The sequence below is a fragment of the Agromyces cucurbitae genome (assembly GCF_058349945.1).
The window spans coordinates 827,171-849,816 of record NZ_JBYRES010000002.1; the positions used below are offsets into that span (position 1 = coordinate 827,171).

Below are 22,646 nucleotides of genomic sequence, written 5' to 3' on the forward strand. Positions count from 1 at the left end.
CTCGATGTCGAGACAGTCTGGGTGACACGGTAAGCTGGCGGGTGGCGTATCCGCCCCACGAGACTTCCTCAATTCCCCGAGAGATCCAAGGAGAACTCAACTTGTCCAAGATCAAGGTTGAAGGCACGGTCGTCGAGCTCGACGGCGACGAGATGACCCGCATCATCTGGCAGGCCATCAAGGACCAGCTCATCCACCCGTACCTCGACGTGAACCTCGAGTACTACGACCTCTCGATCCAGAAGCGCGACGAGACCGACGACCAGATCACGGTCGACGCGGCCAACGCGATCAAGAGGCACGGCGTCGGCGTCAAGTGCGCGACCATCACCCCCGACGAGGCCCGCGTCGAGGAGTTCGGCCTCAAGAAGATGTGGCGCTCGCCGAACGGCACCATCCGCAACATCCTCGGCGGCGTGATCTTCCGCGAGCCGATCATCATCTCGAACATCCCGCGCCTCGTTCCCGGCTGGAACAAGCCGATCGTCGTCGGCCGCCACGCGTTCGGCGACCAGTACCGCGCCACCGACTTCCGCTTCGAGGGCGAGGGCACCCTCACGATGACCTTCACCCCGAAGGACGGCTCGGAGCCGCAGTCGTTCGAGGTGTTCCAGGCGCCGGGCGCCGGCGTCGCGATGGGCATGTACAACCTCGACGAGTCGATCAAGGACTTCGCGCGCGCCTCGCTGAACTACGGCCTCGCCCGCAACTACCCGGTGTACCTCTCGACGAAGAACACCATCCTGAAGGCCTACGACGGCCGCTTCAAGGACCTGTTCCAGGAGGTGTTCGACACCGAGTTCAAGGAGCAGTTCGACGCCGCCGGCCTCACCTACGAGCACCGCCTCATCGACGACATGGTCGCCTCCTCGCTCAAGTGGGAGGGCGGCTACGTCTGGGCGTGCAAGAACTACGACGGCGACGTGCAGTCCGACACCGTCGCGCAGGGCTTCGGCTCGCTCGGCCTCATGACGAGCGTGCTCGCGACGCCCGACGGCAAGGTCGTCGAGGCCGAGGCGGCGCACGGCACCGTCACCCGCCACTACCGCCAGCACCAGCAGGGCAAGCCGACCTCGACGAACCCGATCGCCTCGATCTACGCCTGGACGCGCGGCCTCGCGCACCGCGGCAAGCTCGACGGCAACCAGGAGCTCATCGACTTCGCTGCGACCCTTGAAGACGTGGTCATCAAGACCGTCGAGTCGGGCGCGATGACGAAGGACCTCGCCCTCCTCGTCGGCCCCGAGCAGGGCTACCAGACGACCGAGGAGTTCCTCGACACGATCGACGCGAACCTCAAGGCGCGCCTCGGCGCGTAAGCGCACGGCCGGCCGCGAACGCGGCGGCTCACGGAGGGGGCGGATGCGGATGCATCCGCCCCCTTCGTCGTGTCCGGGCCGTGTCCGGGGCAGGATGGACGCATGGCTCGACTCCTGAAGCTCGCCCGCCGGTACTGGGTCGTGACCCTCACCCTCGGAATCGGACTCGTGGGCATCGTGCTCGCCCTCTCGGGCGCCGGCGCGGCCGTGCAGTGGCTGTTCAGCGGCTACGCGCTCGCGATCGCCGCGTGGCAGGCGGTGGAGATGGTGCGCGACATCCTGCGCGGGCACTGGGGGCTCGACATCCTCGCGGTGACCGCGATCGTCGCGACCGTGCTCGTCGGCGAATACGTGGCGGCGCTGCTCGTCGTGCTCATGCTCACCGGGGGAGCGGCGCTCGAGGACTACGCCGACCGCCGGGCGAAGCGCGAGCTCGACGCCCTGCTGACCCGGTCGCCGCAGCTCGCGCACCGCGTCGAGGGCGACGAGCTCGTCGAGGTGCCCGTCGACCGGGTCGTCGTCGGCGACGTGCTGCTCGTGCGCCCGAGCGAGATCGTGCCGGTCGACGGCGAACTGCGCTCGCACGAGGCCTCCTTCGACGAGTCGTCGATCACCGGTGAGAGCGTGCCGGTCGAGAAGCACGCGGGCGACGCGGTGCTGAGCGGCGCGGTCAACGGGCAGTCCGCCGTCGAGATCACCGCCACCGCGACCGCGGCCGACAGCCAGTACCAGCAGATCGTCGCGCTCGTCGCCGGCGCGGCCGAGTCGAAGGCGCCCGTCGTGCGGCTCGCCGACCGGTACGCCGTGCCGTTCACGCTGTTCTCGCTCGCGCTCGCCGGCGTCGCCTGGTGGGCGTCGGGCGATCCCGTGCGGTTCGCCGAGGTGCTCGTGCTCGCAACTCCCTGCCCGCTGCTCATCGCCGCGCCGGTCGCGTTCATCGGCGGCATGAGCCGCGCCGCCCGAAACGGCGTCATCGTGAAGTCGGGCGGAGTGCTCGAGTCGCTGGCGGCGGCGAAGACCGCGGTGTTCGACAAGACCGGCACCCTGACGCACGGCGAGCCCACGCTCGTCGCGATCCGGCCCGAGAACGGATTCGTCGAGGACGAGCTGCTCGGGCTCGTGGCGTCGGCCGAGCAGTACTCGTCGCACGTGCTCGCGGCCTCCATGATCGAGGCGGCCCGCGCTCGCGGGCTGACGCTCGCCGAGGCGGATGCCGCCCGCGAGGAGGCGACGAACGGCGTCGTCGCGACGATCGGCGGCCGCGAGGTCGTCGTCGGCAAGTTCGCCTTCGTGCAGTCGCGCGCGCCCGAGGCCGAGCGCACCGCGATCGCGCCCGGGGAGCTCGCCGTCTACGTCGCGGTCGACGGCCGGTACGCGGGGGCGCTGCTCGCGAGCGACCGCCTGCGCGAGAACGCCAGGGCGACCCTCGAACGCCTCGACGCGCTCGGCGTGCACGACACGATGATGCTCACGGGCGATGCGAAGGCGACCGCCGACCACATCGCCGCGGAGCTCGGCATCACCCGCGTGCGGGCGGAGTGCCTGCCGGCCGACAAGGTGCGCGAGGTCGCGGCCGTGGCCGCGCGCCCGGTGATCATGGTCGGCGACGGGGTGAACGACGCGCCCGTGCTCGCCGCGGCCGACATCGGCATCGCGATGGGGGCGAAGGGGGCGACGGCCGCGAGCGAGTCGGCCTCGGCCGTCATCCTCGTCGACGACATCTCGCGCACCGCGAAGGCCGTCGAGATCGGTCGCGACACCGTGCGCATCGCGCTGCAGAGCATCTGGATCGGCATCATCGTGAGCGTCGGGCTCATGACGATCGCGGCCTTCGGCGTGATCCCCGCGACGATCGGGGCGCTGCTGCAGGAGGTCGTCGACCTGATCGCGATCCTCGCGGCGCTGCGCGCCATCGGCGGCCGGCTGGATGCCTCGAGCGAGACGCCGGCCGCGGCATCTGCGCCGGTCTCGCAGCAGGCGTGAGCCGCACGCACGCACCCACCGTCACAACTCGGTAACGCGCCGAGAAATCTGGGACGAACACTTGCGCGAGGTTTGTTCGTAATGTTTACTAACAAACGTGACTGCTACGGAAGCACAGCGAGGCCCGGTCACCACGGAGCCGACGCCCACCACCTCGGTGGTGCCTTCCGAGCCGCATTCGGTCGACCTGCTCACCGTGCCCTTCGCTGGCGCGCCGATCTTCACCAGGTCGCGGGCGCTCCGCCCCACGAGCAAGGTGCTGCCCGAGCACGCGCGCAGCCACAACCGCGCCCTCGTCCTGCAGACGCTCTACACGGCCGGCGCGCAGAGCCGCGCCGACGTCGCCCGTGAGACCGGGCTGACGCGCGTCACGGTCTCCGACCTGGTCGCCGAGCTCATCGCCGAGGGCCTCGTCGTCGAGCTCGGGCAGCGCGAGGGCGTCCGCCCGGGCAAGCCCGCGACGATCATCGACGTCGACCGCGGCGCGTTCCAGATCATCGGGCTCGACCTCTCCGAGCACGAGGTGTTCCGCGGCGTCGTGAGCTCGCTCGACGGCGGCATCCTCGAGCGCGTCGAACTCGCACGCGCCGGCGCCACGGGCGAGCAGGCCGTCGCGCTCGTCGAGTCGATCGTCGACCGGCTGCTCGGCCTCGCGACGGCGCCCGTGCTCGGCATCGGCGTCGGCTCGCCCGGTGTCGTCGACCCGCTCGGCGTCGTGCGATCGGCGCCGAACCTCGGCTGGTTCGACCTGCCCCTCCAGGCGCGCCTCACCGCCCGCACCGACCTGCCCGTGCACGTGGCCAACGACGCGAACGTCGCGGTGCTCGCCGAGCACGGCGCGACGCCGCTCGACGACCTGCTGCTCATCAAGATCGGCCACGGCGTCGGCGCCGGCCTCATCGTCGGCGGCCGCCCGGTCATCGGCGGCGGCTTCGCGGCCGGCGAGATCGGCCACGTCGTCGTCGGCACCGACGGCGGCCCCCGCTGCGCGTGCGGAAAAGACGGCTGCCTCGAGGCGTGGCTCGCCGTGCCCCGCCTGACCGAGCAGCTCGACGCGCTCGCGGGCGACCCCGCCGCGGTCCGCGCGGCGCGCGACGAGATCCTGCGCGAGGCGGGCCGCCGGCTCGCGATCGTGCTCGCGCCGGTGGTCGGCGCCCTCAATCTGACGGAGGTCGTGCTCAGCGGCCCCGCCGAACTGCTCGACGGCCCGTTCCACGACGCGGCCGTCGACACCCTCCGGCAGCGGACGATGGCGGTCGTCAACCGTGATCTGAGGCTCCGGATGTCCGAGCAGGCGGAGGACGTCGTCCTCCGCGGCGCGGCCGTCATGGTCCTCTCCGGACAACTCGGGGTCTCGTGAGAGACCTCAGGCACCAAGGGTGACAGCGAACCCCCGCTGACCGCCCAACCCCCATGAAAGGAAAAGAAATGCGGAAACTCGGCATCGTGGCCCTCGGCGCCGCAGCTGCCCTGACGCTCGCCGGTTGCAGCACCGGCGGCGGCGACAACGGTGGTTCCGCCGACGGCGGCGACATCACCGTCTGGGTCGTCGGCTCCGACACCCCGAAGGAGGCCCGCGCCTACCTCAAGGACACCTTCGAGTCGGAGAACGAGGGCTGGACCCTCACCGTCGAGGAGAAGACCTGGGCCGACGTGAGCGACACCTACGCCGCCGCGCTCCAGTCGAACGACTCGCCCGACGTGGTCGAGGTCGGCAACACCCAGACGGCGAGCTTCGCCGACCAGGGCCTCTTCCTCCCGCTCGACGACTTCGACAGCTCGGCGTACCTGCCCGGCCTCGTCGACTCGGCGACCTACGACGACGAGCTCTACGCCGCGCCGTACTACGCCGGTGGCCGCATCGTGTTCTACAGCCCCGAGGTCCTCGGCGACACGGCGATCCCGACGACGCTCGACGAGTACGTCGCGACGGGCGAGGCCCGCAAGACCGACACCGTCTCGGGCATCTGGGCTCCGGGCCGCGACTGGTACAACGCGCTGCCCTACGTCTGGGAGCACGGCGGCTTCATCGCCGAGCAGGACGGCGACACCTGGAAGGCCGGCTTCTCGAGCGAGGGCGGCATCGAGGGCCTGACGCAGCTGCAGCAGGTCTACGAGAAGGCCTCGAACGCCCCCAAGGACGGCGACGAGACCGACCCGCAGGTGCCCTTCTGCGCCGGTGAGGTCCTCTTCCTCTCGGCTCCCGCCTGGGTGCAGTGGTCGATCACCGCTCCGGCCGACGCCGAGGCGCCCGGCTGCCCCGACACGTACGGCAAGGACCTGCAGGCCTACCCGCTGCCCGGCGGCACGGCCGGCGAGACCGCCCCGATCTTCGCGGGCGGCTCGAACATCGCCGTCGCGACGAAGAGCGCCAACCCCGAGCAGGCTCGCGCCGCGCTCGACATCATGGCCGGTGAGGGCTACCAGAAGCTCCTCGCCGAGGGCGGCCTCACCCCGGGCCTGACGGCGGCCGCGTCGTCGCTGCCCGACACCCCGATCGCGAAGGCCCAGGCCACCGCGCTCGAGAACTCGAAGGTCACCCCGACCACCCCGAAGTGGGCCGAGGTCGAGGCCTCGCAGATCATCCAGGAGGCGCTGGTGAAGATCGCCCAGGGTGGCGACGTCACGGCCATCGCGACCGACCTCGACAAGCAGATCGAGGAGATCCTCAACAGCTAGCCTGTTGAGCCCCGCGGGGGCGGAGTCCCACACAGCTCCGCCCCCGCTCTTCTGCCCGGCCGTGGCCGGGAGCGGAACGAGCGGCGCCGGTGCCGCGAGTCGTACCATCAGTCATACCCGCGTCCCCCTCGCGGTCACCCAGAGGAGCAGCCATGAGCGCAACCCTCACCGAGCCTGACGCAGCGCCGCGCACGCCGACCACCAAGCCACCCCGTCCCCCCAAGGGCGCCCCCGCCGGCGCCCGCAAGAAGAAGCCGCTGCCCTGGGCGCCCTGGGTGCTCCTCGGCCCGAGCATCGCACTGCTCGTCGTGATGGTCGTCTACCCGACCATCCTGATGTTCATCACCTCGTTCACGAACCTCGAGATCAAGAACAAGATGCTGGGCACCGCGCCCGACTTCGTCGGGTTCGACAACTACCTCGAGATCTTCACCGACTCGCAGTTCCCCCAGGTGCTCGCCCGCAGCCTCGGCCTCATGGTCGTGCTCACCATCCTCATCGTCGTCTTCGGCATGCTCATCGCCCTCACGATGACGAAGCTGTCGAAGGCGTGGCGCCTCGCGGTGTCGATCTCGCTGCTGTTCGCGTGGGCGATGCCGCCGCTGGCCGCGACGGTCGTGTGGGGCTGGATGTTCGACACCGACTACGGCGTCGTGAACTGGGCCCTCAACACCATCACGGGCACGCAGGACTGGCGTGGCCACGGCTGGCTCGAGAACCCGTGGTCGTTCATGATGGTGCTCGTCCTCATCGTCACGTGGCAGAGCATCCCGTTCGCCGCGATCACCTTCTACGCCGGCCTCGGCCAGGTGCCCGACGAGGTCATCGAGGCCTCCTCGCTCGACGGCGCCGGTGCGTGGCAGCGATTCCGGCTCATCGTCCTGCCGTACATGCGCAACGTCATCACGGCCGTGCTCGTGCTCGAGACGATCTGGAACCTGCGCATCTTCACGCAGGTGTATTCGCTGCAGCAGCAGGGCGGCCTCGCGAGCGAGACCAACGTGCTGCCCACCTACCTGTTCCGGCAGGGGATCGGAGAGTTCGGCACGACCGCTGCGATCGGCGTGTTCATGATGGTCCTGCTGATGGCCCTCTCCTACTTCAACGTCCGCAACTCCCTGAAAGACGAGGACGAGCTGTGAGCATCAGTCCCGGAATGCAGCTCGCCGAAGAGCCCGGCTCGGTCGACGCCTCGACCCGTGCCGCGACCACGATCCGCGACGGCGGCCGCCTCGGTGGCAGGGTCGGACGCCGCAAGGGCCTCATCGGCCGGCTCGGCCTCAACCTGTGGGCGCTCGTGATCATCGTGTGCTCGATCTTCCCGGTCTACTGGATGGTGAACATGTCGTTCACCCCGTCGAACCAGATCATCAGCCGCAACCCCAACCTGCTGCCGTTCGACTTCACGTTCAAGAACTACATCACCGCGTGGACGCGCGAGGCGGCCCCCGGGCAGACCGACTTCCCGCACGCCCTCGGATCGAGCATCGTCGTCGCCCTCGGCGTGGTCGCGGTCGGCGCGGTCTTCGCCTTCCTCGCGTCGATCGCGCTGTCGCGCTTCGTGTTCAAGGGTCGTGTCTTCTTCATCATCGCCGTGCTCGTCGTGCAGATGGTGCCGGGCGAGGCGATGATGTTCACGATCTACAACATGATCGATGACTGGCACCTCATGAACACGCTGCTCGGCCTGTTCATCGTGCACCTCGCCGCCGTCGTGCCGTTCACGATCTGGACGCTCCGCGGCTTCGTCAAGGGCGTGCCCGAAGAGCTCGAGGAGGCCGCCCAGATCGACGGCTGCACGAAGGCGAAGGCGTTCTGGAAGGTCACCTTCCCGCTCATGGCGCCCGCACTCGTCTCGACCGGCATCTTCGCGTTCATCCAGAGCTGGAACGAGTTCCTGATGGCGCTCCTCCTCCTCAAGGGCTACAACCTGACGCTGCCGCCGTGGCTGAGTTCGTTCCAGTCGGCGACCGAGGCGACGAACTGGGGCGCCGTGATGGCGGGCTCCACGCTCATCACCATCCCCGTCGTGATCTTCTTCCTCTTCGTGCAGGGCCGCATGGTCGGCGGTCTCGTGTCGGGAGCCGTCAAGGGATGAGCACCGCGACTCCGACCGGCGGCGCCTCGGCGCTCGACCGGGACATCTTGACGACCCTGCTTCCGGCCTTCACCGGCCCGGTCGCCCCCGAGTGGGTGCTCGCCCGGCTGCGGGCGGGGCTCGGCGGGATCTGCCTCTTCGGCGAGAACGTCGTCGACCCCGAGCAGCTCCGCGCGCTCAACGAGAGCCTGCGCGAGGCGAACCCCGAGGCGGTCATCGCGATCGACGAGGAGGGCGGCGACGTCACGCGGCTCTTCTACGACCGCGGCGCGCCCTTCCCGGGCAACGCCGTGCTCGGCCGCATCGACGAGCCCGAGCTGACCAGGCGGGTCGCCGCCGAGGTCGGCCGAGCCCTCGCCGCGACCGGCTGCACGGTGACCTTCGGTCCCGACGTCGACGTGAACGCGAACCCCGACAACCCGGTCATCGGCGTGCGCAGCTTCGGCGCCGATCCCGAGCTCGTCGCCCGCCACTCGGCCGCGTGGGTCGAGGGGCTGCAGCAGACCGGCATCGCCGCGAGCGCGAAGCACTTCCCCGGCCACGGCGACACCGCGACCGACTCGCACCTCGCGCTGCCGGTCGTCGACGTCCCCGTCGAGACGCTGCGCGAGCGCGAGCTCGTGCCCTTCGAGGCCGCGATCGCCGCGGGCACGCGCACGATCATGACCTCCCACATCCTCATCCCGCAGCTCGATGCGGAGAACCCCGCCACCCTCTCCCCGCGTATTCTGCACGGCCTGCTCCGCGGGGAGCTGGGGTTCGAGGGCGTCATCGTGAGTGATGCCCTCGACATGAAGGGGGCGAGCGGCGTGCACGGCATACCCGAAGCCGCTGTGCGCGCCCTCGCCGCCGGTTGCGACCTGCTCTGCATCGGCGCCGACAACAGCGACGCGCAGATCGGCGAGATCGCCGACGCCGTCGCCCGGGCCGTTGCCTCCGGCCGGCTCCCAGCCGACCGGGTGCGCGACGCCGCCTCGCGGGTGCGCGCGCTCGCGGCGACGGCGCCGTCGGTGCCGGCCGGCCCCGCGGCGCCCGACGTGATCGAACCGGCGCACGACGACGAGGAGATCGCGCGCGTGGTCGCCGCCTTCGAGGTGTCGGATGCCGCGCGCGAGCGCCTCTCGCGGGCATCGGGCATCGGCACGGTGATCCGCGTCGACACCGTCGCGAACATCGCGATCGGCGTCGCGCCCTGGGGGCCGTTCGCCGCCGAGGCGGTCGCCCCGGCCCCGTCGTGGCTCGGCCGCGCCGAGATCGTGCCGATCGCCGACGGCGCGGGCCTCGCCGACCCGGCCTCGCTGCCCGGCGCCGTGCTCGTCGTCGGCAAGGACCTGCACCGCCACGAGTTCGCGCGCGCCGCGATCGACGCGCTGCGCGCGGTGCGCGACGACGTCGTGACGATCGACATGGGCTGGCCCTCGCACGACCGCGCCTATGCGGACGTCGCGACCTTCGGCGCCTCGCGCCTCGTCGGCGACGCCGTGCTCGCGTTCGTCGACGGCGCCCACGCGCCGGTGGCGGCCCGGTGAGCATCGGCCCAGCCGTGCGACTCGGGATCGACATCGGCGGCACGAAGACCGCCGCCGTCGCGATCGGCGACGGCGGGGAGCTGAGCGACCAGGTGCGCATGCCGACGGGCTTCGGCGCCGAGGAGGTCGTCGCCACCGCGCTCCGCACGGTCGAGCGCATGGCGGAGCTGCACGGCGTCGGCGCGTTCACGTCGATCGGCATCGGCATCCCGGGCGCCGTCGACAACGAGACGGGGCGCGTCGCGCACGCCGTGAACCTCGGGCTCGAGGGGCTCGACCTGGGGCCGCGGCTCGCCGACCGGCTGGGCATCGAGGTGCGCGTCGAGAACGACGTCAAGGCGGCCGCACTCGGGGCGCAGCACCTGCTGGGCCTCGGGCGCGCGGGCGCACCGTCGGCCGCGACCCGCGCGGGCTCCGACGAACGGTCGATGGCCTACCTCAACCTCGGCACCGGCCTCGCGGCCGGCATCGTGCAAGGCGGCAGGCTGCTCCGCGGCGGCCACGGCGTCGCGGGCGAGATCGGGCACATCCCCGTCGATCCGGCGGGCGACCGATGCGGCTGCGGCCAGCGCGGCTGCCTCGAGACGTTCGCCTCGGGCTCCGCGATCGCGAAGACGTGGCCGACGCTCGCCGAGCTGCCCGCGCGCGAGCTGTTCGACGCCGCCGAGGCGGGCGACGCCGAGGCGATCCGGGTGCGCGAGCGATTCCTGTGGGGCGTGGCGTCGGCGGTGCGGCTGCTCGTGCTGACGGCCGACGTCGACGACGTGGTGATCGGGGGCGGGCTCGCCGCGCTCGGCGCGCCGCTCGTCGAGGGCACTCGCCGTATCCTGAACGAGTGGGCCGCCGACTCGGCGTTCCTCGCCTCCCTGGATCTCGCGGAGCGGGTCCAGGTCATCCCCCTCGGTTTCCCGGCAGCGGCAGTGGGCGCCGCACTGGTAGGAGTTGCGCAATGGCAGAAGTCGTAATCGTCGACAACGACGCGGCCGCAGGCGAGCTGGTCGCCGACGCGATCGTCTCGCTCATCCGGCACAAGCCCGACGCGGTGCTCGGGCTCGCGACCGGATCGACGCCGCTCGCGAGCTATCGGGCGCTCGCCGCGCGCATCGCGGCCGAGTCGATCGACGTGCGCGGCGTGCGCGGGTTCGCGCTCGACGAGTACGTCGGACTCCCGGCGGGGCATCCCGAGAGCTATCGCGCGGTCATCACGCGCGAGGTCGTCGAACCGCTCGGCCTCACGCCCGAGCTCGTGCGGGTGCCGAACGGCGACCCGGCGACGATCCAGCACGCGGGCGCCGACTACGAGGCGGCGATCACGGCCGCCGGCGGTGTCGACCTGCAGATCCTCGGCATCGGGCGCACGGGCCACATCGGCTTCAACGAGCCCGGTTCGTCGCTCGCCTCGCTCACGCGCGTGAAGACGCTCACGGAGCCGACGCGCATCGACAACGCGCGCTTCTTCGACTCGCCCGACGACGTGCCGATGCACTGCATCACGCAGGGCATCGGCACCATCCTGCGGGCGCGGCACCTCGTGCTGCTCGCGTTCGGCGAGGCGAAGGCCGATGCGGTCGCCGCCGCCGTCGAGGGTGCCGTCTCGGCGAGCCAGCCGGGGTCGGCGATCCAGTTGCACCCGCACGCGACGGTCATCGTCGACGCGGCCGCGGCCTCGAAGCTCGCGAACCTCGACTACTACCGGCACGCCTGGGCGAACAAGCCGGCCTGGCAGGGCATCTGACTCCTGCGGGATCGAACCGGATGCCTCGGGCGCGCGTCGCTCCGAGGCATCCGTCGTCTGCGGGGCCGACCGGCGGCACGGGCCGACCGACCGCCGTCAGTGGGGGAGGAGCTCGGGCAGCGCGGCGAGGAAGCCCTCCTCGTCGAAGCCGTCGACGAGCTCACGCTGCACGACGAAGCCGGGGCCGAGGGCGATGACCACGGGCGTGAGTCGATCCGCCCACGCGGCCGGGTCGCCGTCGACGCGGTCGGGGTTCGCCTCGGCCCACTCGACGAGCTGGTCGTGCAGCGTCGCGCGCAGCCGGGCCAGCACGCCCTGCACGAGGCCGCGGACCTCGGGGTCGTGCGCGGCCTCGGCCCACAGCTGCACGAGGATCCGGCTGAACTTCTCGTGCCGCATGCCGTCGACGACGGTGGCCATGACCTCGCCGGGGGAGAGGGGGCGACCTTCGGCCCTGCGGGCGACGAGCTCGGAACGGCGGGCCTCGAGGGTTCGCGCGGCCACCGCCGCGACGAGCTCGCGCTTGCCCGCGAAGTGACCGTAGATCGCCCCAGCCGACAGCCCCGACTCCGCGATGATGTCGGCCATCGAGGTGCGCTGGAAGCCCTGTTCGGTGAATGCGCGCAGCGCCGCGTCGAGGATCTCGTCGCGGCGGGCGGCCCGGTACTCGGCGGTCACCTTCGGCATCGGCGTCCCCCTCGGTCGCAAACAGAATGAACGTTCTTGACAAGCATAGGCGCCGGGCGCATTCTTATAAAGAACGAACATTCGTTTTGAGTAGACGTCCTGCGACCCGCCGGCCCACCCGGCCCAGCGCGGGCGCACCAGGCCGGAGGAGACCATGCCCCACACCGATGCCGTGAACCGGCACACTCCCATCGCACGCGTGATCGGCCTCGGCCTCGTGCTCGCGGCGATCGTCGCGGTCATCGTGCTCGCCTTCTCGTGGCCGTCGGTCACGGCCGAGGCGAAGGACCTGCCGATCGCGATCACCGGCCCGGCCGAGGCGGTCGCCGCGGCCGAAGCGGCCGTCGACGAGCAGCAGCCCGGCGCGATCGCGTTCACCGAGGTCGACGATCGCGACGCCGCCGTCGACGCCATCGAATCCCGTGAGGTGTACGGCGCGATCGTGCTCGGGCAGGAGCCCGAGGTGCTGACCACCTCCGCCGGCAGCCTCGTCGTCTCGCAACTGCTCACCGCCGTGGCCGGCAACCTCGAAGAGGGCGTCAACGCCCAGGCCGCAGCCGCGGCCGAGGCCGCTGGGGCCCCCACCGCGCCGCCGCACATCGACGTCGTCGTGACCGACGTCGTGCCGCTCGCCGACACCGACCCCCGCGGCACGGGGCTCGCGGCGGCGCTCTTCCCGCTCGTGCTCGGCGGCATGCTCGGGGGCATCGCGATCTCGCTCGTCGTGATCGGCGCCATGCGCCGCGTGCTCGCGGTCGTCGTCTACGCCGCGGCGGGCGGGCTCGTGCTCGCCGGCATCCTGCAGGGCTGGTTCGGGGCGCTGCAGGGCGACTACTGGCTGAACGCGGCCGCCATCGGGCTCGCGCTCGCCGCGATCGCCGCGCCGATCACCGGGTTCGTCGCGTTGTTCGGCCGGGCGGGCATCGCGGTCGGCCCGATCGTCATGCTGCTGTTCGCCAACCCGATCTCGGCGGCGGCGATCCCGAAGGAGTTCATCGCCGAGCCGTGGGGCGAGGTCGGCCAGTGGTTCCCGCCCGGCGCCGCGGCGACCCTCGTGCGCGACCTCTCGTACTTCCCGGCGGCCGACACGACGTTCCCGTGGCTCGTGCTCGCGGCGTGGGCGGTCGGCGGGCTGCTGCTCTCGGTCGTCGGGCACTTCCGCACGGCCGGTGGGGCCGAGCCGAACGCCGAAGCGGCGCTCGAGGCGTAGCATCCCGGCATCGACCACGCCTGCGCGCCGTGCGTCGCCCCGCGAACCGGGGCGGCGCGCGGTGTCAGCCGGCCAGCTCCTTGCGGCCGTTGATGATGCCGCTCACCGCGGCCACGACGGCGAACACGATCGCGACGACCGGCTGGCCCATGATCCACCACGCGATCGCCGCCGACGAGAACACGGCGATCTCGACGAGCGCCTTCACGAACGGGTCGACCCGGAACACGGCCTTGGGCGAGCGGAAGAGCCCCCACAGCAGGATCGCCAGGGCGGGTGCGCCGAGGCCGATCAGGATGCCGGGCCACGGCAGCGCGAACGCGGTGAAGCCGAAGATGCCGAGCGAGACGATCGCGAACAGCTCGAGGAAGAACCGGAGGATGTCGTTCGGCCCGACCTTCGGCTGGGCGCTCTGCGCAGAATCGGGTGCGCCGGCGGGCTGGGGTGCGTTGCTCACAACCCTCGAGTCTACCCGCGCCCGCTCGGCGCAAACCGCGCCGCTCAGCGGAAGATGATCGTGCGGGCGCCGTCGAGCAGCACGCGCCGCTCGGCGAACCACTTCACGGCCTGGCTGAGGGTGCGGCTCTCCTCGTCCTGGCCGATCGCGACGAGCTCGGCCACCGAGCGCGAGTGGTCGACGCGCACCACGTTCTGCTCGATGATCGGACCCTCGTCGAGGTCGCTCGTCACGAAGTGCGCGGTCGCCCCGATGAGCTTCACCCCGCGCGCGTGCGCCTGCCGGTAGGGATTCGCGCCCTTGAACCCGGGCAGGAAGGAGTGGTGGATGTTGATGCATCGCCCGGCGAGCGCCTCGCAGAGCTCGGGCGAGAGGATCTGCATGTACCGGGCGAGCACCACGAGCTCGATGTCGTGCTCGTCGATCGCCTCGAGCACGCGCCGCTCGAACGCGGCCTTCTCGTCGGGGCTCGTCACGGGAGCGGACTCGAACGGGACCCCGTAGAAGTCGACGAGGTCGCGCAGGGTGCCGTGGTTCGAGAGCACGAGCGGGATCTCGACCGGCAGCTGCCCCGCGTGCTGGCGGAACAGCAGGTCGTTCACGCAGTGCCCGGCGGTCGAGGCGAGCACGAGCGTTCTGAGCGGTCGGCCCACCTCGTCGAGGTGCCACTGCATGCTCCACCGCTCGGTGACGGGGGCCAGGGCGGCCTCGAACTCGGCGCGCGTCGCCGGCGACTCCACCTGCAGTCGCATGAAGAACCGGCCGGTGTCGAGGCTCGCGAACTGCTGGCTCTCGGTGATGTTGCCGCCCGAGCCGACGATGGCCCCCGAGATCGCGTGCACGATGCCGGGTCCGTCGATGCAGCTGAGGGTCACGACCCAGTGGTACAGGCGTTCGGGCGCGGCATCCGTCGTCATCAGCCCAGATTACCGGCCCCGCGTCGCCGGCAACGCATGATGGGATGCCTCAGCCGGCGGTTCGATCGACCGCGTTGACCTTCGTCGTGAGCGACGGGCCGAAGCGCCCCTCATGGGTGTAGCGCACGGAGACCAGGTCGCCGTTCGTGAGCCTGCCGATGCCGAAGAGATCGGCCTCGCCGCGACCGTCGAGCCGGACCACCCGCGGCGACCAGCGCGAGCTCGCGACCTCGACGAGCGCGTCGGGACGGCCCTCGACGAACACGAAGAGGAAGCCCGTGAACCGGTAGACGTCGAGCGACGGCGCCTCGAGCGAGAAGCTCGCGGCGGCCGGGGCCGACGTGTTGCCGGCGATGTCGGTCTGCCGGGCCGAGAACGTGTGGTCGCCCGCTGCGATGCCCTCGTAGGCGTACGACCAGGCACCTGCCTCGTCGGCCGTCACCGTGGTGGTCGCGCCGTCGAGCACGAGCTCGACGGCCGCACCCGCCTCGGCCGTGCCCGAGACGATCGGGTCGACGAGCCCACCCGCGGTGTCGATCGGGAGGACGACCGGCGGCAGCGCTTCGGTGTCGACGGGCTCGGGGTTCGGGGTCGGGGTCGGGGTCGGCGTCGGGGTGGGGGTCGGCGACGGGCCGGGCGTGGGCTCGGGAGTCGGGGTGGGCGTCGGCGTCGGGCCGGGGGTCGGGCTCGGCGCGGGGGCCGGCTCGGGTGCCGGGTCCGGCGCGGGCGGTTCGGGCTCGGCCGTCGGGCCGGGCGCGGGAATCGCACCCGGATCGTCGAGGGACGGCGGGGCCTCGACCGGCTCGGGGCCGGGCGCGGCCGCATCGGCGGGAGGCGCCGGCTCGGCGGCGGCCTCGACGACCTCGGCCGGGGCCGCGGCGGGCTCGCCGACCGGGGCGAGGTTCGGAGCGATCACCGCCACCGCGACCGCGGCGGCGGCGAGGACCAGCGCACCGGTTCCGACCGCGATGCCGGTGCCCGTGGCGCCGAGACCGGCGCCCGCGGTGCCCGCGGCTCCGGTCGTGCCCGCGGTGCCGGTCGTGCCCGCAGCGCCCGTCGCGCCCGCCGTGGAAGCGGCGCCGGCGGTGCCGGTCGCGCCCGCCGTGGCCGCGCCGATGCCGCCCGCCCCCATGGCGAGCGTCGTGACGGCGGTGCCCTGCGAGAGCCACGCCGAGTACGCCGTCGCACCGCCGATGCCCGCCGCGAGCGGCAGGAGCACGAGCGCGAGCCGGGAGCCGACCTCGCGCGCCTCGGCGGCGACGATCGTGCAGCGGGCGCAGTCGTCGAGGTGCGCCTCGAGCTTCGCGGTGTCGCGTGCGCGCAGCTTGCCCCGCGTGTAGGTGCCGAGGCGGTCGATCGTCCACCGGCACTCGGGCTCGACCGCGTTCTTGAGGTGCGCCTGGATCCACGCCTGGCGGAGTCCCTCGCGAGCCCTGTACGCGAGCGCCGCGGTGGCGTTGGCGCTCATGCCCAGGAGGGGAGCGATCTGCTGCGGGGTCATGCCCTCGACCTCGCTGTACCAGAGCACCTCCTGCCAGCGGGTCGGCAGCGACCGGAACGCCTGCGCCGTCGTCGAGCGGTCGAGCGCCTCGAGCGTCGCCTCTTCGCTCGTCTCGGGGTCCTCGAACGACTCGAGCGTCTCGAGGTTCGTCTCGTGGCGGGCGCGCCCCCAGCTCGCCGCGGTGTTGCGGATGGTCGTGAACAGGTACGGCCGGAACGCCGCGGTCGGCCCCTTGCCGGCCAGGATCGCGTCGTAGATCCGCGTGAACGACTCGGCGACGAGGTCGTCGGGATCGAGCGAACTGAACGACCGCGCGACCGTTCGCCCTGAGGCGGCGTGCCGCTGCCAGAGCTCGCCGTACGCCGCGGAGTCGCCGCGGCGGGTGCGCTCGATGAGCGCCGCGTCGGCGGAATGGTCGGTGCGCACGGGGGGCACGCGCGGCTCCTTCGGGGTCTGGGCGATTCGGGTCGAGTCGGTTCGCGTCTGGGGAAACTGGGGTCCGGGCTCGCGGGTGTCGGGTCGCCCGCAGGCCTCACCGAAGAGACGCACGACCGGGCGAATCATGACGTGGAAGCCGGACTCGGTCAATTCCAGCAGATTTCTCCGTGATTCGCGTCATAGATCTGAGGTGACCCCGTCTCATCAGGTGAGGGCATGAACACCGCCCTCGAGAACCGCCGTCGCGGAGACCCGAAATCCGTGACGGCCGCCGGGTACCCGCCGGCGGAGCAGCGGTGGCGCCGGGGGAGGTGCACCGCTCGATCGGGCTGGGGTCCGGAGGCGATGGGGAACACGCCTCGGGGCCCCGCCCTCACTCCTCACGCCGCCGCCTCACTCCTCGGGCCCCCGCCCTCGACTTCAGGTCCACCTCCGCGTGTCCACCGTGTCTGCACACCGCCGCGATGCCGCACGATCCGCAGGTTCCGCCGCCACTGGTTCCCGCCTCGACTGGTTCCCGCCTCCACTCGTTCCCGCCCTCACCGAGGTGATCGCTCCCGCCCGATCGCCTCAGGGCACTGACCGGGCGCTCCTCTGACACTGATGCCGAATAGGCATCAGTGTCAGAGGAGCGCTGAACCGAATCTCCGCACGCCGTCTCGCCTCGGCGACGGCGCATGGCACGCACCCGCACGACGGATTGTCGGTGGTCGCCGCGAGGCTGCGGGTGCGGCGAATGGCCGACCTCAGTCAGCGAGACCTGGGCTTGCGGGTCGGCATGAGTCAGTCGCATATCGCGCGACTCGAGTCGGCTCAGCGGAACCTGGACGTGGGCGACTTCGCGACCGTGCTCGCGGTGGCCGGACTGCGCATGGTCGTGGTCGATGCGTCCGGCACCGAAGTGCCGCCCGTCTCGGCCGATGTCGTGCGCGACCGTGCCGATCGGAGGCTGCCGGCGCACTTCGATGTGCGATTCCCGGACGACCGACCCTCGCTGCTCGACCACGCCACGAGATACGACCGGCCCGATCCGGTCGCATGGTTCCACCATCGTGCCGAGCGCGACCGCCTCCGAGCGAGACGCGGAACGAACGAGCACGACGACCAACCGACCTCGAGCGAGCTGATCAGGCGTCGGGTCGATCGCGACCTCGCCCGTCGCGAGAGCGCACGACGACGGGCCGGCGTCGATCCCCATCCCACGTGGGCGACGTGCGTGTGTCCGGTGAAGTGCCGGGAGACGCCGGGGTGCGTCGACGAATGCACCTGCCGCTGCGAGTCCGGCTGACGGCGGCTCAGGCCAGCCGGGCCCCGGCCGACCACACGCCCTGCACGTCGAGCTCCTCGCCGAGCAGCACGGCGTCGGCCGCATAGCCGCGGTCGAGGCGGCCGAGATCGTGGGCGCGTCCGATGGCGGCGGCGGGCACCATCGTGAGCGCCGCGACCGCCTGGTCGAACGGGAGGCCGCACTCGACCACGGTGCGGCGGAGCGCCTCGTCGAGCGTGAGCGTCGAACCGGCGATCGACCCGCCCTCGCGCAGGCGGGCCACGCCGTCGGTCACGACGACGTCGAGCGAACCCAGGATGTAGTCGCCGTCGGCCGACCCCGCGGCGGCCATGGCGTCGGTGATCAAGGCGACACGTCCGGGCGCGCCCGAGAACGCGAGCCTCACGACGTCGGGGTGCACGTGCACGCCGTCGTTGATGACCTCGAGCGTGACGTGGTCGGCGTGCATCGCGGCGACGACCGGCCCGGGTGCGCGGTGGTGGATGCCGCGCATGCCGTTGAACGCATGCGTGAGGATCGACGCGCCGGCGTCGAACGCCGCGAGCGCCGTCGCGAAGTCCGCCCCGGTGTGCCCGACGGCGACCACCACGCCCGCGTCGACGAACCGGGCGATCGCCTCGGCCGCTCCGTCGTGCTCGGGAGCGATCGTGATCTGCCGCAACGTTCCGTCGGCCGCCGCGAGCAGCCGGTCGACCGCGACTGCGTCGGCCGCGCGCAGCAGCGCGGGGTCGTGCGCGCCGCGGAACGCGTCGTCGAGGAACGGACCCTCGAGGTGCGAGCCGAGCACACGCGGGTCGCGCGCGGCGAACCGCCCGATCGCAGCGACCTGCTCGGCGAGCCGGTCGACCGACGCCGTCACGAGCGAGAGCACCGAGCGGGTCGTGCCGTGGGCGTTGTGCACCGCGAGGATGCGCTCGATCGCCTCGTCGCCCTCGTCGACGGCGAAGCCGCCGGCGCCATGGCAGTGCAGGTCGATGAATCCGGGAACGAGGAAGCGCCCCGAGGCATCCGTGATGCTCGTCGCGGGGTCGAGCGCGGCGCGCCATCCGTCGCCGAGCCCGCGCTCGGCGATGCGGTCGCCCTCGAACCGCACCCACGCGTCGGGCACGCTGTCGAAGCCCGACACCAGGCGTGCGGAGTGGATGACGGTGGACGAAGGCGTCGAAGCGTCGGGGGTGCTCACCTAAGCAACGATAACGTCGTAGCCGTGGTCGGCGAGGCGCGCGAGCTGGTCGTCGGTGACGCCCGAATCGGTGATGAGCGTCGAGAACAGCCGACGCGGTCCGATCTGGGCGAACGCGCGCTTGTCGAGCTTCGACGAATCGGCCACGAGGACCGGGTGGGTCGCCCGCGACGCCATGAGCGCGTTGACCGCGGCCTCGCGCTCGTCGTGCGACGTCGGCCCGATGGCGGGGTCGATGCCGTTGACGCCGATGAACGCGTAGTCGAGCGTGACGCTGCCGAGCACGGCGTCGGTGTACGCGCCGACGAGCTCGTACGAGCGGGCGTGCACGACGCCGCCCGTGACGACCGTCTTGATCTGGGGCCGGATCGCGAGCTGCATCGCGATGTTGACGGCGTTCGTGACGACGGTGAGGCTCGGGTCGGTCGCGGGCTCCATGATGTCGGCGCGCGACATGAGCGCCTCGACGATCGCGGTCGCGGTCGTGCCGCCGCAGAGGCCGATCACCGCGCCCCGCGGAACCATCTCGCTCGCGGCCCGGGCGATCGCCGCCTTCGACTCGGGGTTCTGCTGGTTCTTGTACCGGATCGGCAGGTCGTACGCGACCGAGTGCGCCACCGCACCGCCGCGGGTGCGGGTGAGCAACTGCTGGCTCGCGAGCGCGTCGAGGTCGCGCCGGGCGGTGGCCGGCGACACGTTCAACCGCTCGACGATCTGCTCGACCTCGACCTGGCCGCCGTCGGCGAGCAGGTCGAGCACGGCACTCAGTCGTTCAGCGCGATTCATCCGATCCCGTCCTTCCCGGCCTGGGCCGAGGCGAAGAGCCGCAGCATCCGGCCCGCTTCGATGCGCACCGCGTCGCGGCCCGCCGCGACGTACTTGCGAGAGTCTACGGCGGCGGGATGCTCCGCGAGGAACTCCCGGATCGCGCCCGTGAACGCCTTGTTGAGATGCGTCGACACGTTGACCTTCGTGAGCCCCGCGGCGATGCCCGCGACGATCGTGTCATCGGCCACCCCCGACGACCCGTGCAGCACGAGCGGCACGGGCACGGCGGCGTGCAGCCGGGCGATGAGCTCGAGGTCGAGCGCGGCGGTGCGCTCGGTCATCGCGTGCGACGAGCCCACCGCGACGGCGAGGGCGTCGACGCCCGTCTCGGCGACGAATCGGGCGGCCTCGTCGGGGTCGGTGCGCACGCCGGGCGCGTGGGCGCCGTCCTTTCCGCCGATCTCGCCGAGCTCGGCCTCGACGAGGACGCCGCGTGCGGCCGCCGCGCCGACGACGCGCCGCGTGGTCGCGACGTTGTCGGCGAAATCGAGCTTCGCCCCGTCGTACATGACGGAGCCGAACCCCAGGTCGACCGCGCGCAGCGCGAGTTCGGGGTCCTCGGCGTGGTCGAGGTGCACGGCGACGTTCGCGGTCGACGACTCGGCGACCGCGAGCGTCGCACGGGCGATCGGCTCGAAGGCGCCGTGGTACCGCACGCAGTTCTCGGACAGCTGCAGGATGACCGGCAGCCCCGTGTCCTCCGCGGCGCCCGCGAGCGCCTCTGCGGTCTCGAGGTGCAGCACGTTGAACGCACCGACGCCGGTGCCGGCGGCGGCCGCCGCTTCGAGGATGGTGCGGGTGGGCGTGAGCGTCATGCGGTGGCCTTCGGGTCGGCGAGGGGGGTGGATGCCTCGGGGTTCGCGTCGTCGATGTCGACGACGACGCGGGATTCGATGGTCGGGTGCTCGGGCGAGAGTGCTCCCGCGAGCGGCATGAGCACGGCCGAGGCCGACCAGGCCGTCGCCCGCCGCGCGAGTGCGATGCGGGCGTCGCGCTCGCCGGGATCGATGGCGAGTGTCGGGGAGGCGGCGAGGGCCGCGGCGATCGCCGCGACGGCCGCGTCGCCGGCGCCGGTCGCGTTGCCGTGCAGGGGCTCGGGGAGGCGGGCGCGGATGCCGCGGGCCTCCGCCGCTGCGACGACGAGGAGCCCTTCGGAGCCGAGCGAGACGACGACGAGGCGGGCGCCCGCCTCGATGAGCACCCGTGCGCCCGCGACCGGGTCGTCGAGGCCGGTCACCTCGGCGAGCTCGTCGCGGTTGGGCTTCAGCACGGTGGCGCCGGCGCGGGCGGCCGCGATGAGCGCCGGCCCGCTCGTGTCGACGATCACGGCGGCACCCGCAGCGGTCAGCTCGGCGACGAGGCCGGCCAGCTCGGTCGGCTCGAGCCCGGGCGGCAGGCTGCCCGAGATCGCGACGACCGAGGCGCTGCGACCGAGCCGGGCGGCCTCGGCGAGGAGCGCCGTCGACTCGTCGGCGGTGAGCGCCGAGCCGACCTCGTTGAAGATCGACGTCTCGCCGGTCGCCTCGTCGACGAACGCGAGGCTGCGCCGGGTCTCGCCGGCGACGGGCACGATGCGGTGCGCGACCCCGCTGCGCTCGAGGTCGGCGACGAGGCGTTCGCCCGTTCTGCCGCCGGCGGTCGTGAGGGCGAGCACGTCGTGGCCCTCGTCGGCGAGCACCCGGGCGACGTTGAGGCCCTTGCCGCCCGCGCGGGAGGCGCCCGTAGGCACCCGATGGGTCTCGCCGGGGCGGAGCGCGTCGACGTGCCAGGTGAGGTCTTCGGCCGGGTTCGGCGTCACGGTGAGGATCACGGGGTCGCCTCCCAGGCCGTCGAGCGGGCGGCGAGGTCTCGCGCCGCGAGCGCCGTGCCGAGCAGGCCCGCGTCGTCGCCGAGCGATGCGCGCACGAGGACGGGGCGCCGATGGAAGCTGAGCAGCGCGTCGAGGCGTTCGCCGAGCGGCCCGAACAGGGCCGGGCCGGCCTGCGAGAGGCCGCCGCCGATGATGACGGCCTCGGGGGCGAGGTTCGCCACGAGGCGCGCGAGCGCCTGTGCGAGCGCCTCGATCGCCTCGTCCCAGATGCGTCGGGCCGTCGCGTCGCCCGCGGTCGCGGCGTCGAGCACCGCTCGTGCGCCGGAGACGGGCTCGCCGGTCGCGCCGGCGTAGCGGCGCGCGATGGCGCCGGCCGAGGCGATCGTCTCGACGCATCCGATCGCACCGCACGCGCAGCGGTCGCCCGCGGGGTCGGCGAGGGAGTGGCCGAACTCGCCGGCGTAGCCGCCGCCCGCGTAGGGACGCCCCTCGATCAGGATCGAGCTCGCGATGCCGGTGCCGATCGCGAGCACGACCGCATCGTCGTACCCGCGTGCCGCGCCGAGGCGGTGCTCGGCGTCGCCCGCGGCCCGCACGTCGTGTCCGAAGGCGACCGGCAGCCCGAGCGCGCGCTCGGCGAGCTCGCGGATGGGTGCGTCGCGCCAGCCGAGGTTCGACGAGAAGATGCCGGTGCCGGCCGCCTCGTCGACGAGTCCGGGCACGCTCACGCCGGCAGCGACGGGAACGACGCCGGGAGCGTCGGCGCGCAGTGCGGCGGCGAGGTCGGCGAATGAGCGCGCGATCGTGCCGGCCGGGTCGCCGGCGTCGAGCGGGGTCGGCGTGCGCCGCAGCCCGAGCACCCGCCCCGAGGCATCCACGAGCCCAGACTTGGTGTCGGTGCCCCCGACGTCGAAGGCGAGAACGGCCGCGCCGGGGCCGAGCGGCACCGAGTCGCTCGCGTCACCCATCGGCTCGGTGGTCATC

General features: G+C 72.3%; 20 protein-coding genes. 11 read left to right on the top strand and 9 right to left on the bottom strand.

Going from position 1 to position 22,646, the window contains the following annotated elements:
* Nucleotides 1-101 precede the first annotated feature (101 nt).
* The 9 genes from AC3RJ6_RS10655 (at nt 102) to AC3RJ6_RS10695 (ending at nt 11,343) form a co-directional block, all read left to right on the top strand.
* Nucleotides 102-1,319, top strand: coding sequence for an NADP-dependent isocitrate dehydrogenase (locus AC3RJ6_RS10655; protein WP_491427021.1), 1,218 nt, complete (start codon nt 102-104; stop codon nt 1,317-1,319).
* A gap of 102 nt (nt 1,320-1,421) precedes the next feature.
* A complete protein-coding gene (locus AC3RJ6_RS10660; RefSeq protein ID WP_491427022.1) occupies nt 1,422-3,302 on the top strand; it encodes a heavy metal translocating P-type ATPase in 1,881 nt (626 codons plus the stop codon).
* A gap of 160 nt (nt 3,303-3,462) precedes the next feature.
* Nucleotides 3,463-4,662 (top strand): ROK family transcriptional regulator, encoded by a 1,200-nt coding sequence (locus AC3RJ6_RS10665; RefSeq protein ID WP_491427023.1) that lies wholly within the window; start codon nt 3,463-3,465, stop codon nt 4,660-4,662.
* Nucleotides 4,663-4,730: 68 nt separating this feature from the next.
* Nucleotides 4,731-5,981 (top strand): extracellular solute-binding protein, encoded by a 1,251-nt coding sequence (locus AC3RJ6_RS10670; RefSeq protein WP_491427024.1) that lies wholly within the window; start codon nt 4,731-4,733, stop codon nt 5,979-5,981.
* A gap of 152 nt (nt 5,982-6,133) precedes the next feature.
* Nucleotides 6,134-7,123 carry a carbohydrate ABC transporter permease gene (locus AC3RJ6_RS10675; RefSeq protein ID WP_491427025.1) on the top strand — a complete coding sequence of 330 codons (990 nt, stop codon included), beginning with the start codon at nt 6,134-6,136 and terminating at the stop codon, nt 7,121-7,123.
* Entirely contained in the window at nt 7,120-8,079 is a 960-nt protein-coding gene (locus AC3RJ6_RS10680) for a carbohydrate ABC transporter permease (RefSeq protein ID WP_491427026.1), read from the top strand. The genes AC3RJ6_RS10675 and AC3RJ6_RS10680 overlap by 4 nt, the downstream gene beginning before the upstream one ends.
* Nucleotides 8,076-9,608 (top strand): glycoside hydrolase family 3 protein, encoded by a 1,533-nt coding sequence (locus AC3RJ6_RS10685; protein WP_491427027.1) that lies wholly within the window; start codon nt 8,076-8,078, stop codon nt 9,606-9,608. Before AC3RJ6_RS10680 ends, AC3RJ6_RS10685 begins: the two co-directional genes overlap by 4 nt.
* On the top strand, nt 9,605-10,573 hold the full coding sequence (locus AC3RJ6_RS10690) for an ROK family protein (protein WP_491427028.1): 969 nt from the start codon (nt 9,605-9,607) through the stop codon (nt 10,571-10,573). Before AC3RJ6_RS10685 ends, AC3RJ6_RS10690 begins: the two co-directional genes overlap by 4 nt.
* On the top strand, nt 10,558-11,343 hold the full coding sequence (locus AC3RJ6_RS10695; RefSeq protein ID WP_491427029.1) for a glucosamine-6-phosphate deaminase: 786 nt from the start codon (nt 10,558-10,560) through the stop codon (nt 11,341-11,343). The genes AC3RJ6_RS10690 and AC3RJ6_RS10695 overlap by 16 nt, the downstream gene beginning before the upstream one ends.
* 96 nt (nt 11,344-11,439) lie before the next feature.
* Here AC3RJ6_RS10695 and AC3RJ6_RS10700 read toward each other — a convergent pair whose 3' ends face one another.
* On the bottom strand, nt 11,440-12,030 hold the full coding sequence (locus tag AC3RJ6_RS10700) for a TetR/AcrR family transcriptional regulator (RefSeq protein WP_491427030.1): 591 nt from the start codon (nt 12,028-12,030) through the stop codon (nt 11,440-11,442).
* A gap of 154 nt (nt 12,031-12,184) precedes the next feature.
* On the opposite strand from AC3RJ6_RS10700, the gene AC3RJ6_RS10705 reads away from it, so the two are divergent.
* Nucleotides 12,185-13,240: a hypothetical protein gene (locus AC3RJ6_RS10705; protein ID WP_491427031.1), complete on the top strand. Its 1,056-nt coding sequence runs from the start codon at nt 12,185-12,187 to the stop codon at nt 13,238-13,240.
* A gap of 64 nt (nt 13,241-13,304) precedes the next feature.
* On the opposite strand, the gene AC3RJ6_RS10710 is transcribed toward AC3RJ6_RS10705, so the two are convergent.
* Genes AC3RJ6_RS10710 through AC3RJ6_RS10720 form a run of 3 tightly spaced genes read right to left on the bottom strand, consistent with a single transcriptional unit; the run spans nt 13,305 to nt 16,550 of the window.
* Nucleotides 13,305-13,697, bottom strand: coding sequence for a YrdB family protein (locus AC3RJ6_RS10710; RefSeq protein WP_491427032.1), 393 nt, complete (start codon nt 13,695-13,697; stop codon nt 13,305-13,307).
* A gap of 44 nt (nt 13,698-13,741) precedes the next feature.
* The gene (purU, locus tag AC3RJ6_RS10715; RefSeq protein WP_491427033.1) at nt 13,742-14,614 is read right to left on the bottom strand and encodes a formyltetrahydrofolate deformylase; all 873 of its coding nucleotides are present in this window, start codon (nt 14,612-14,614) and stop codon (nt 13,742-13,744) included.
* A gap of 49 nt (nt 14,615-14,663) precedes the next feature.
* Complete coding sequence (locus AC3RJ6_RS10720; RefSeq protein WP_491427034.1) at nt 14,664-16,550, bottom strand: sigma-70 family RNA polymerase sigma factor; 1,887 nt, start codon at nt 16,548-16,550, stop codon at nt 14,664-14,666.
* Nucleotides 16,551-17,259: 709 nt separating this feature from the next.
* On the opposite strand from AC3RJ6_RS10720, the gene AC3RJ6_RS10725 reads away from it, so the two are divergent.
* Entirely contained in the window at nt 17,260-17,841 is a 582-nt protein-coding gene (locus tag AC3RJ6_RS10725) for a helix-turn-helix domain-containing protein (RefSeq protein ID WP_491427035.1), read from the top strand.
* Nucleotides 17,842-17,848: 7 nt separating this feature from the next.
* On the opposite strand, the gene nagA is transcribed toward AC3RJ6_RS10725, so the two are convergent.
* The 5 genes from nagA to AC3RJ6_RS10750 are packed head-to-tail and all read right to left on the bottom strand — an operon-like array spanning nt 17,849 to nt 22,645.
* Nucleotides 17,849-19,024, bottom strand: coding sequence for an N-acetylglucosamine-6-phosphate deacetylase (gene nagA / locus AC3RJ6_RS10730; RefSeq protein ID WP_491427036.1), 1,176 nt, complete (start codon nt 19,022-19,024; stop codon nt 17,849-17,851).
* Nucleotides 19,025-19,810 carry a DeoR/GlpR family DNA-binding transcription regulator gene (locus AC3RJ6_RS10735; RefSeq protein WP_491427037.1) on the bottom strand — a complete coding sequence of 262 codons (786 nt, stop codon included), beginning with the start codon at nt 19,808-19,810 and terminating at the stop codon, nt 19,025-19,027.
* Entirely contained in the window at nt 19,807-20,667 is an 861-nt protein-coding gene (locus AC3RJ6_RS10740; RefSeq protein WP_491427038.1) for a class II fructose-bisphosphate aldolase, read from the bottom strand. The genes AC3RJ6_RS10735 and AC3RJ6_RS10740 overlap by 4 nt, the downstream gene beginning before the upstream one ends.
* The gene (locus AC3RJ6_RS10745) at nt 20,664-21,662 is read right to left on the bottom strand and encodes a 1-phosphofructokinase family hexose kinase (RefSeq protein ID WP_491427039.1); all 999 of its coding nucleotides are present in this window, start codon (nt 21,660-21,662) and stop codon (nt 20,664-20,666) included. Before AC3RJ6_RS10745 ends, AC3RJ6_RS10740 begins: the two co-directional genes overlap by 4 nt.
* Complete coding sequence (locus tag AC3RJ6_RS10750; protein ID WP_491427040.1) at nt 21,659-22,645, bottom strand: ROK family protein; 987 nt, start codon at nt 22,643-22,645, stop codon at nt 21,659-21,661. The genes AC3RJ6_RS10745 and AC3RJ6_RS10750 overlap by 4 nt, the downstream gene beginning before the upstream one ends.
* Nucleotide 22,646: the final 1 nt, after the last annotated feature.

Coding starts and splice junctions, on each gene's coding strand:
- AC3RJ6_RS10660 (WP_491427022.1), top strand. CDS start 1,422: ATGGCTCGACTCCTGAAGCTCGCCCGCCGGTACTGGGTCGTGACCCTC.
- AC3RJ6_RS10670 (WP_491427024.1), top strand. CDS start 4,731: ATGCGGAAACTCGGCATCGTGGCCCTCGGCGCCGCAGCTGCCCTGACG.
- AC3RJ6_RS10675 (WP_491427025.1), top strand. CDS start 6,134: ATGAGCGCAACCCTCACCGAGCCTGACGCAGCGCCGCGCACGCCGACC.
- AC3RJ6_RS10685 (WP_491427027.1), top strand. CDS start 8,076: ATGAGCACCGCGACTCCGACCGGCGGCGCCTCGGCGCTCGACCGGGAC.
- AC3RJ6_RS10695 (WP_491427029.1), top strand. CDS start 10,558: ATGGCAGAAGTCGTAATCGTCGACAACGACGCGGCCGCAGGCGAGCTG.
- AC3RJ6_RS10700 (WP_491427030.1), bottom strand. CDS start 12,030: ATGCCGAAGGTGACCGCCGAGTACCGGGCCGCCCGCCGCGACGAGATC.
- AC3RJ6_RS10705 (WP_491427031.1), top strand. CDS start 12,185: ATGCCCCACACCGATGCCGTGAACCGGCACACTCCCATCGCACGCGTG.
- purU (WP_491427033.1), bottom strand. CDS start 14,614: ATGACGACGGATGCCGCGCCCGAACGCCTGTACCACTGGGTCGTGACC.
- AC3RJ6_RS10735 (WP_491427037.1), bottom strand. CDS start 19,810: ATGAATCGCGCTGAACGACTGAGTGCCGTGCTCGACCTGCTCGCCGAC.
- AC3RJ6_RS10740 (WP_491427038.1), bottom strand. CDS start 20,667: ATGACGCTCACGCCCACCCGCACCATCCTCGAAGCGGCGGCCGCCGCC.
- AC3RJ6_RS10750 (WP_491427040.1), bottom strand. CDS start 22,645: ATGACCACCGAGCCGATGGGTGACGCGAGCGACTCGGTGCCGCTCGGC.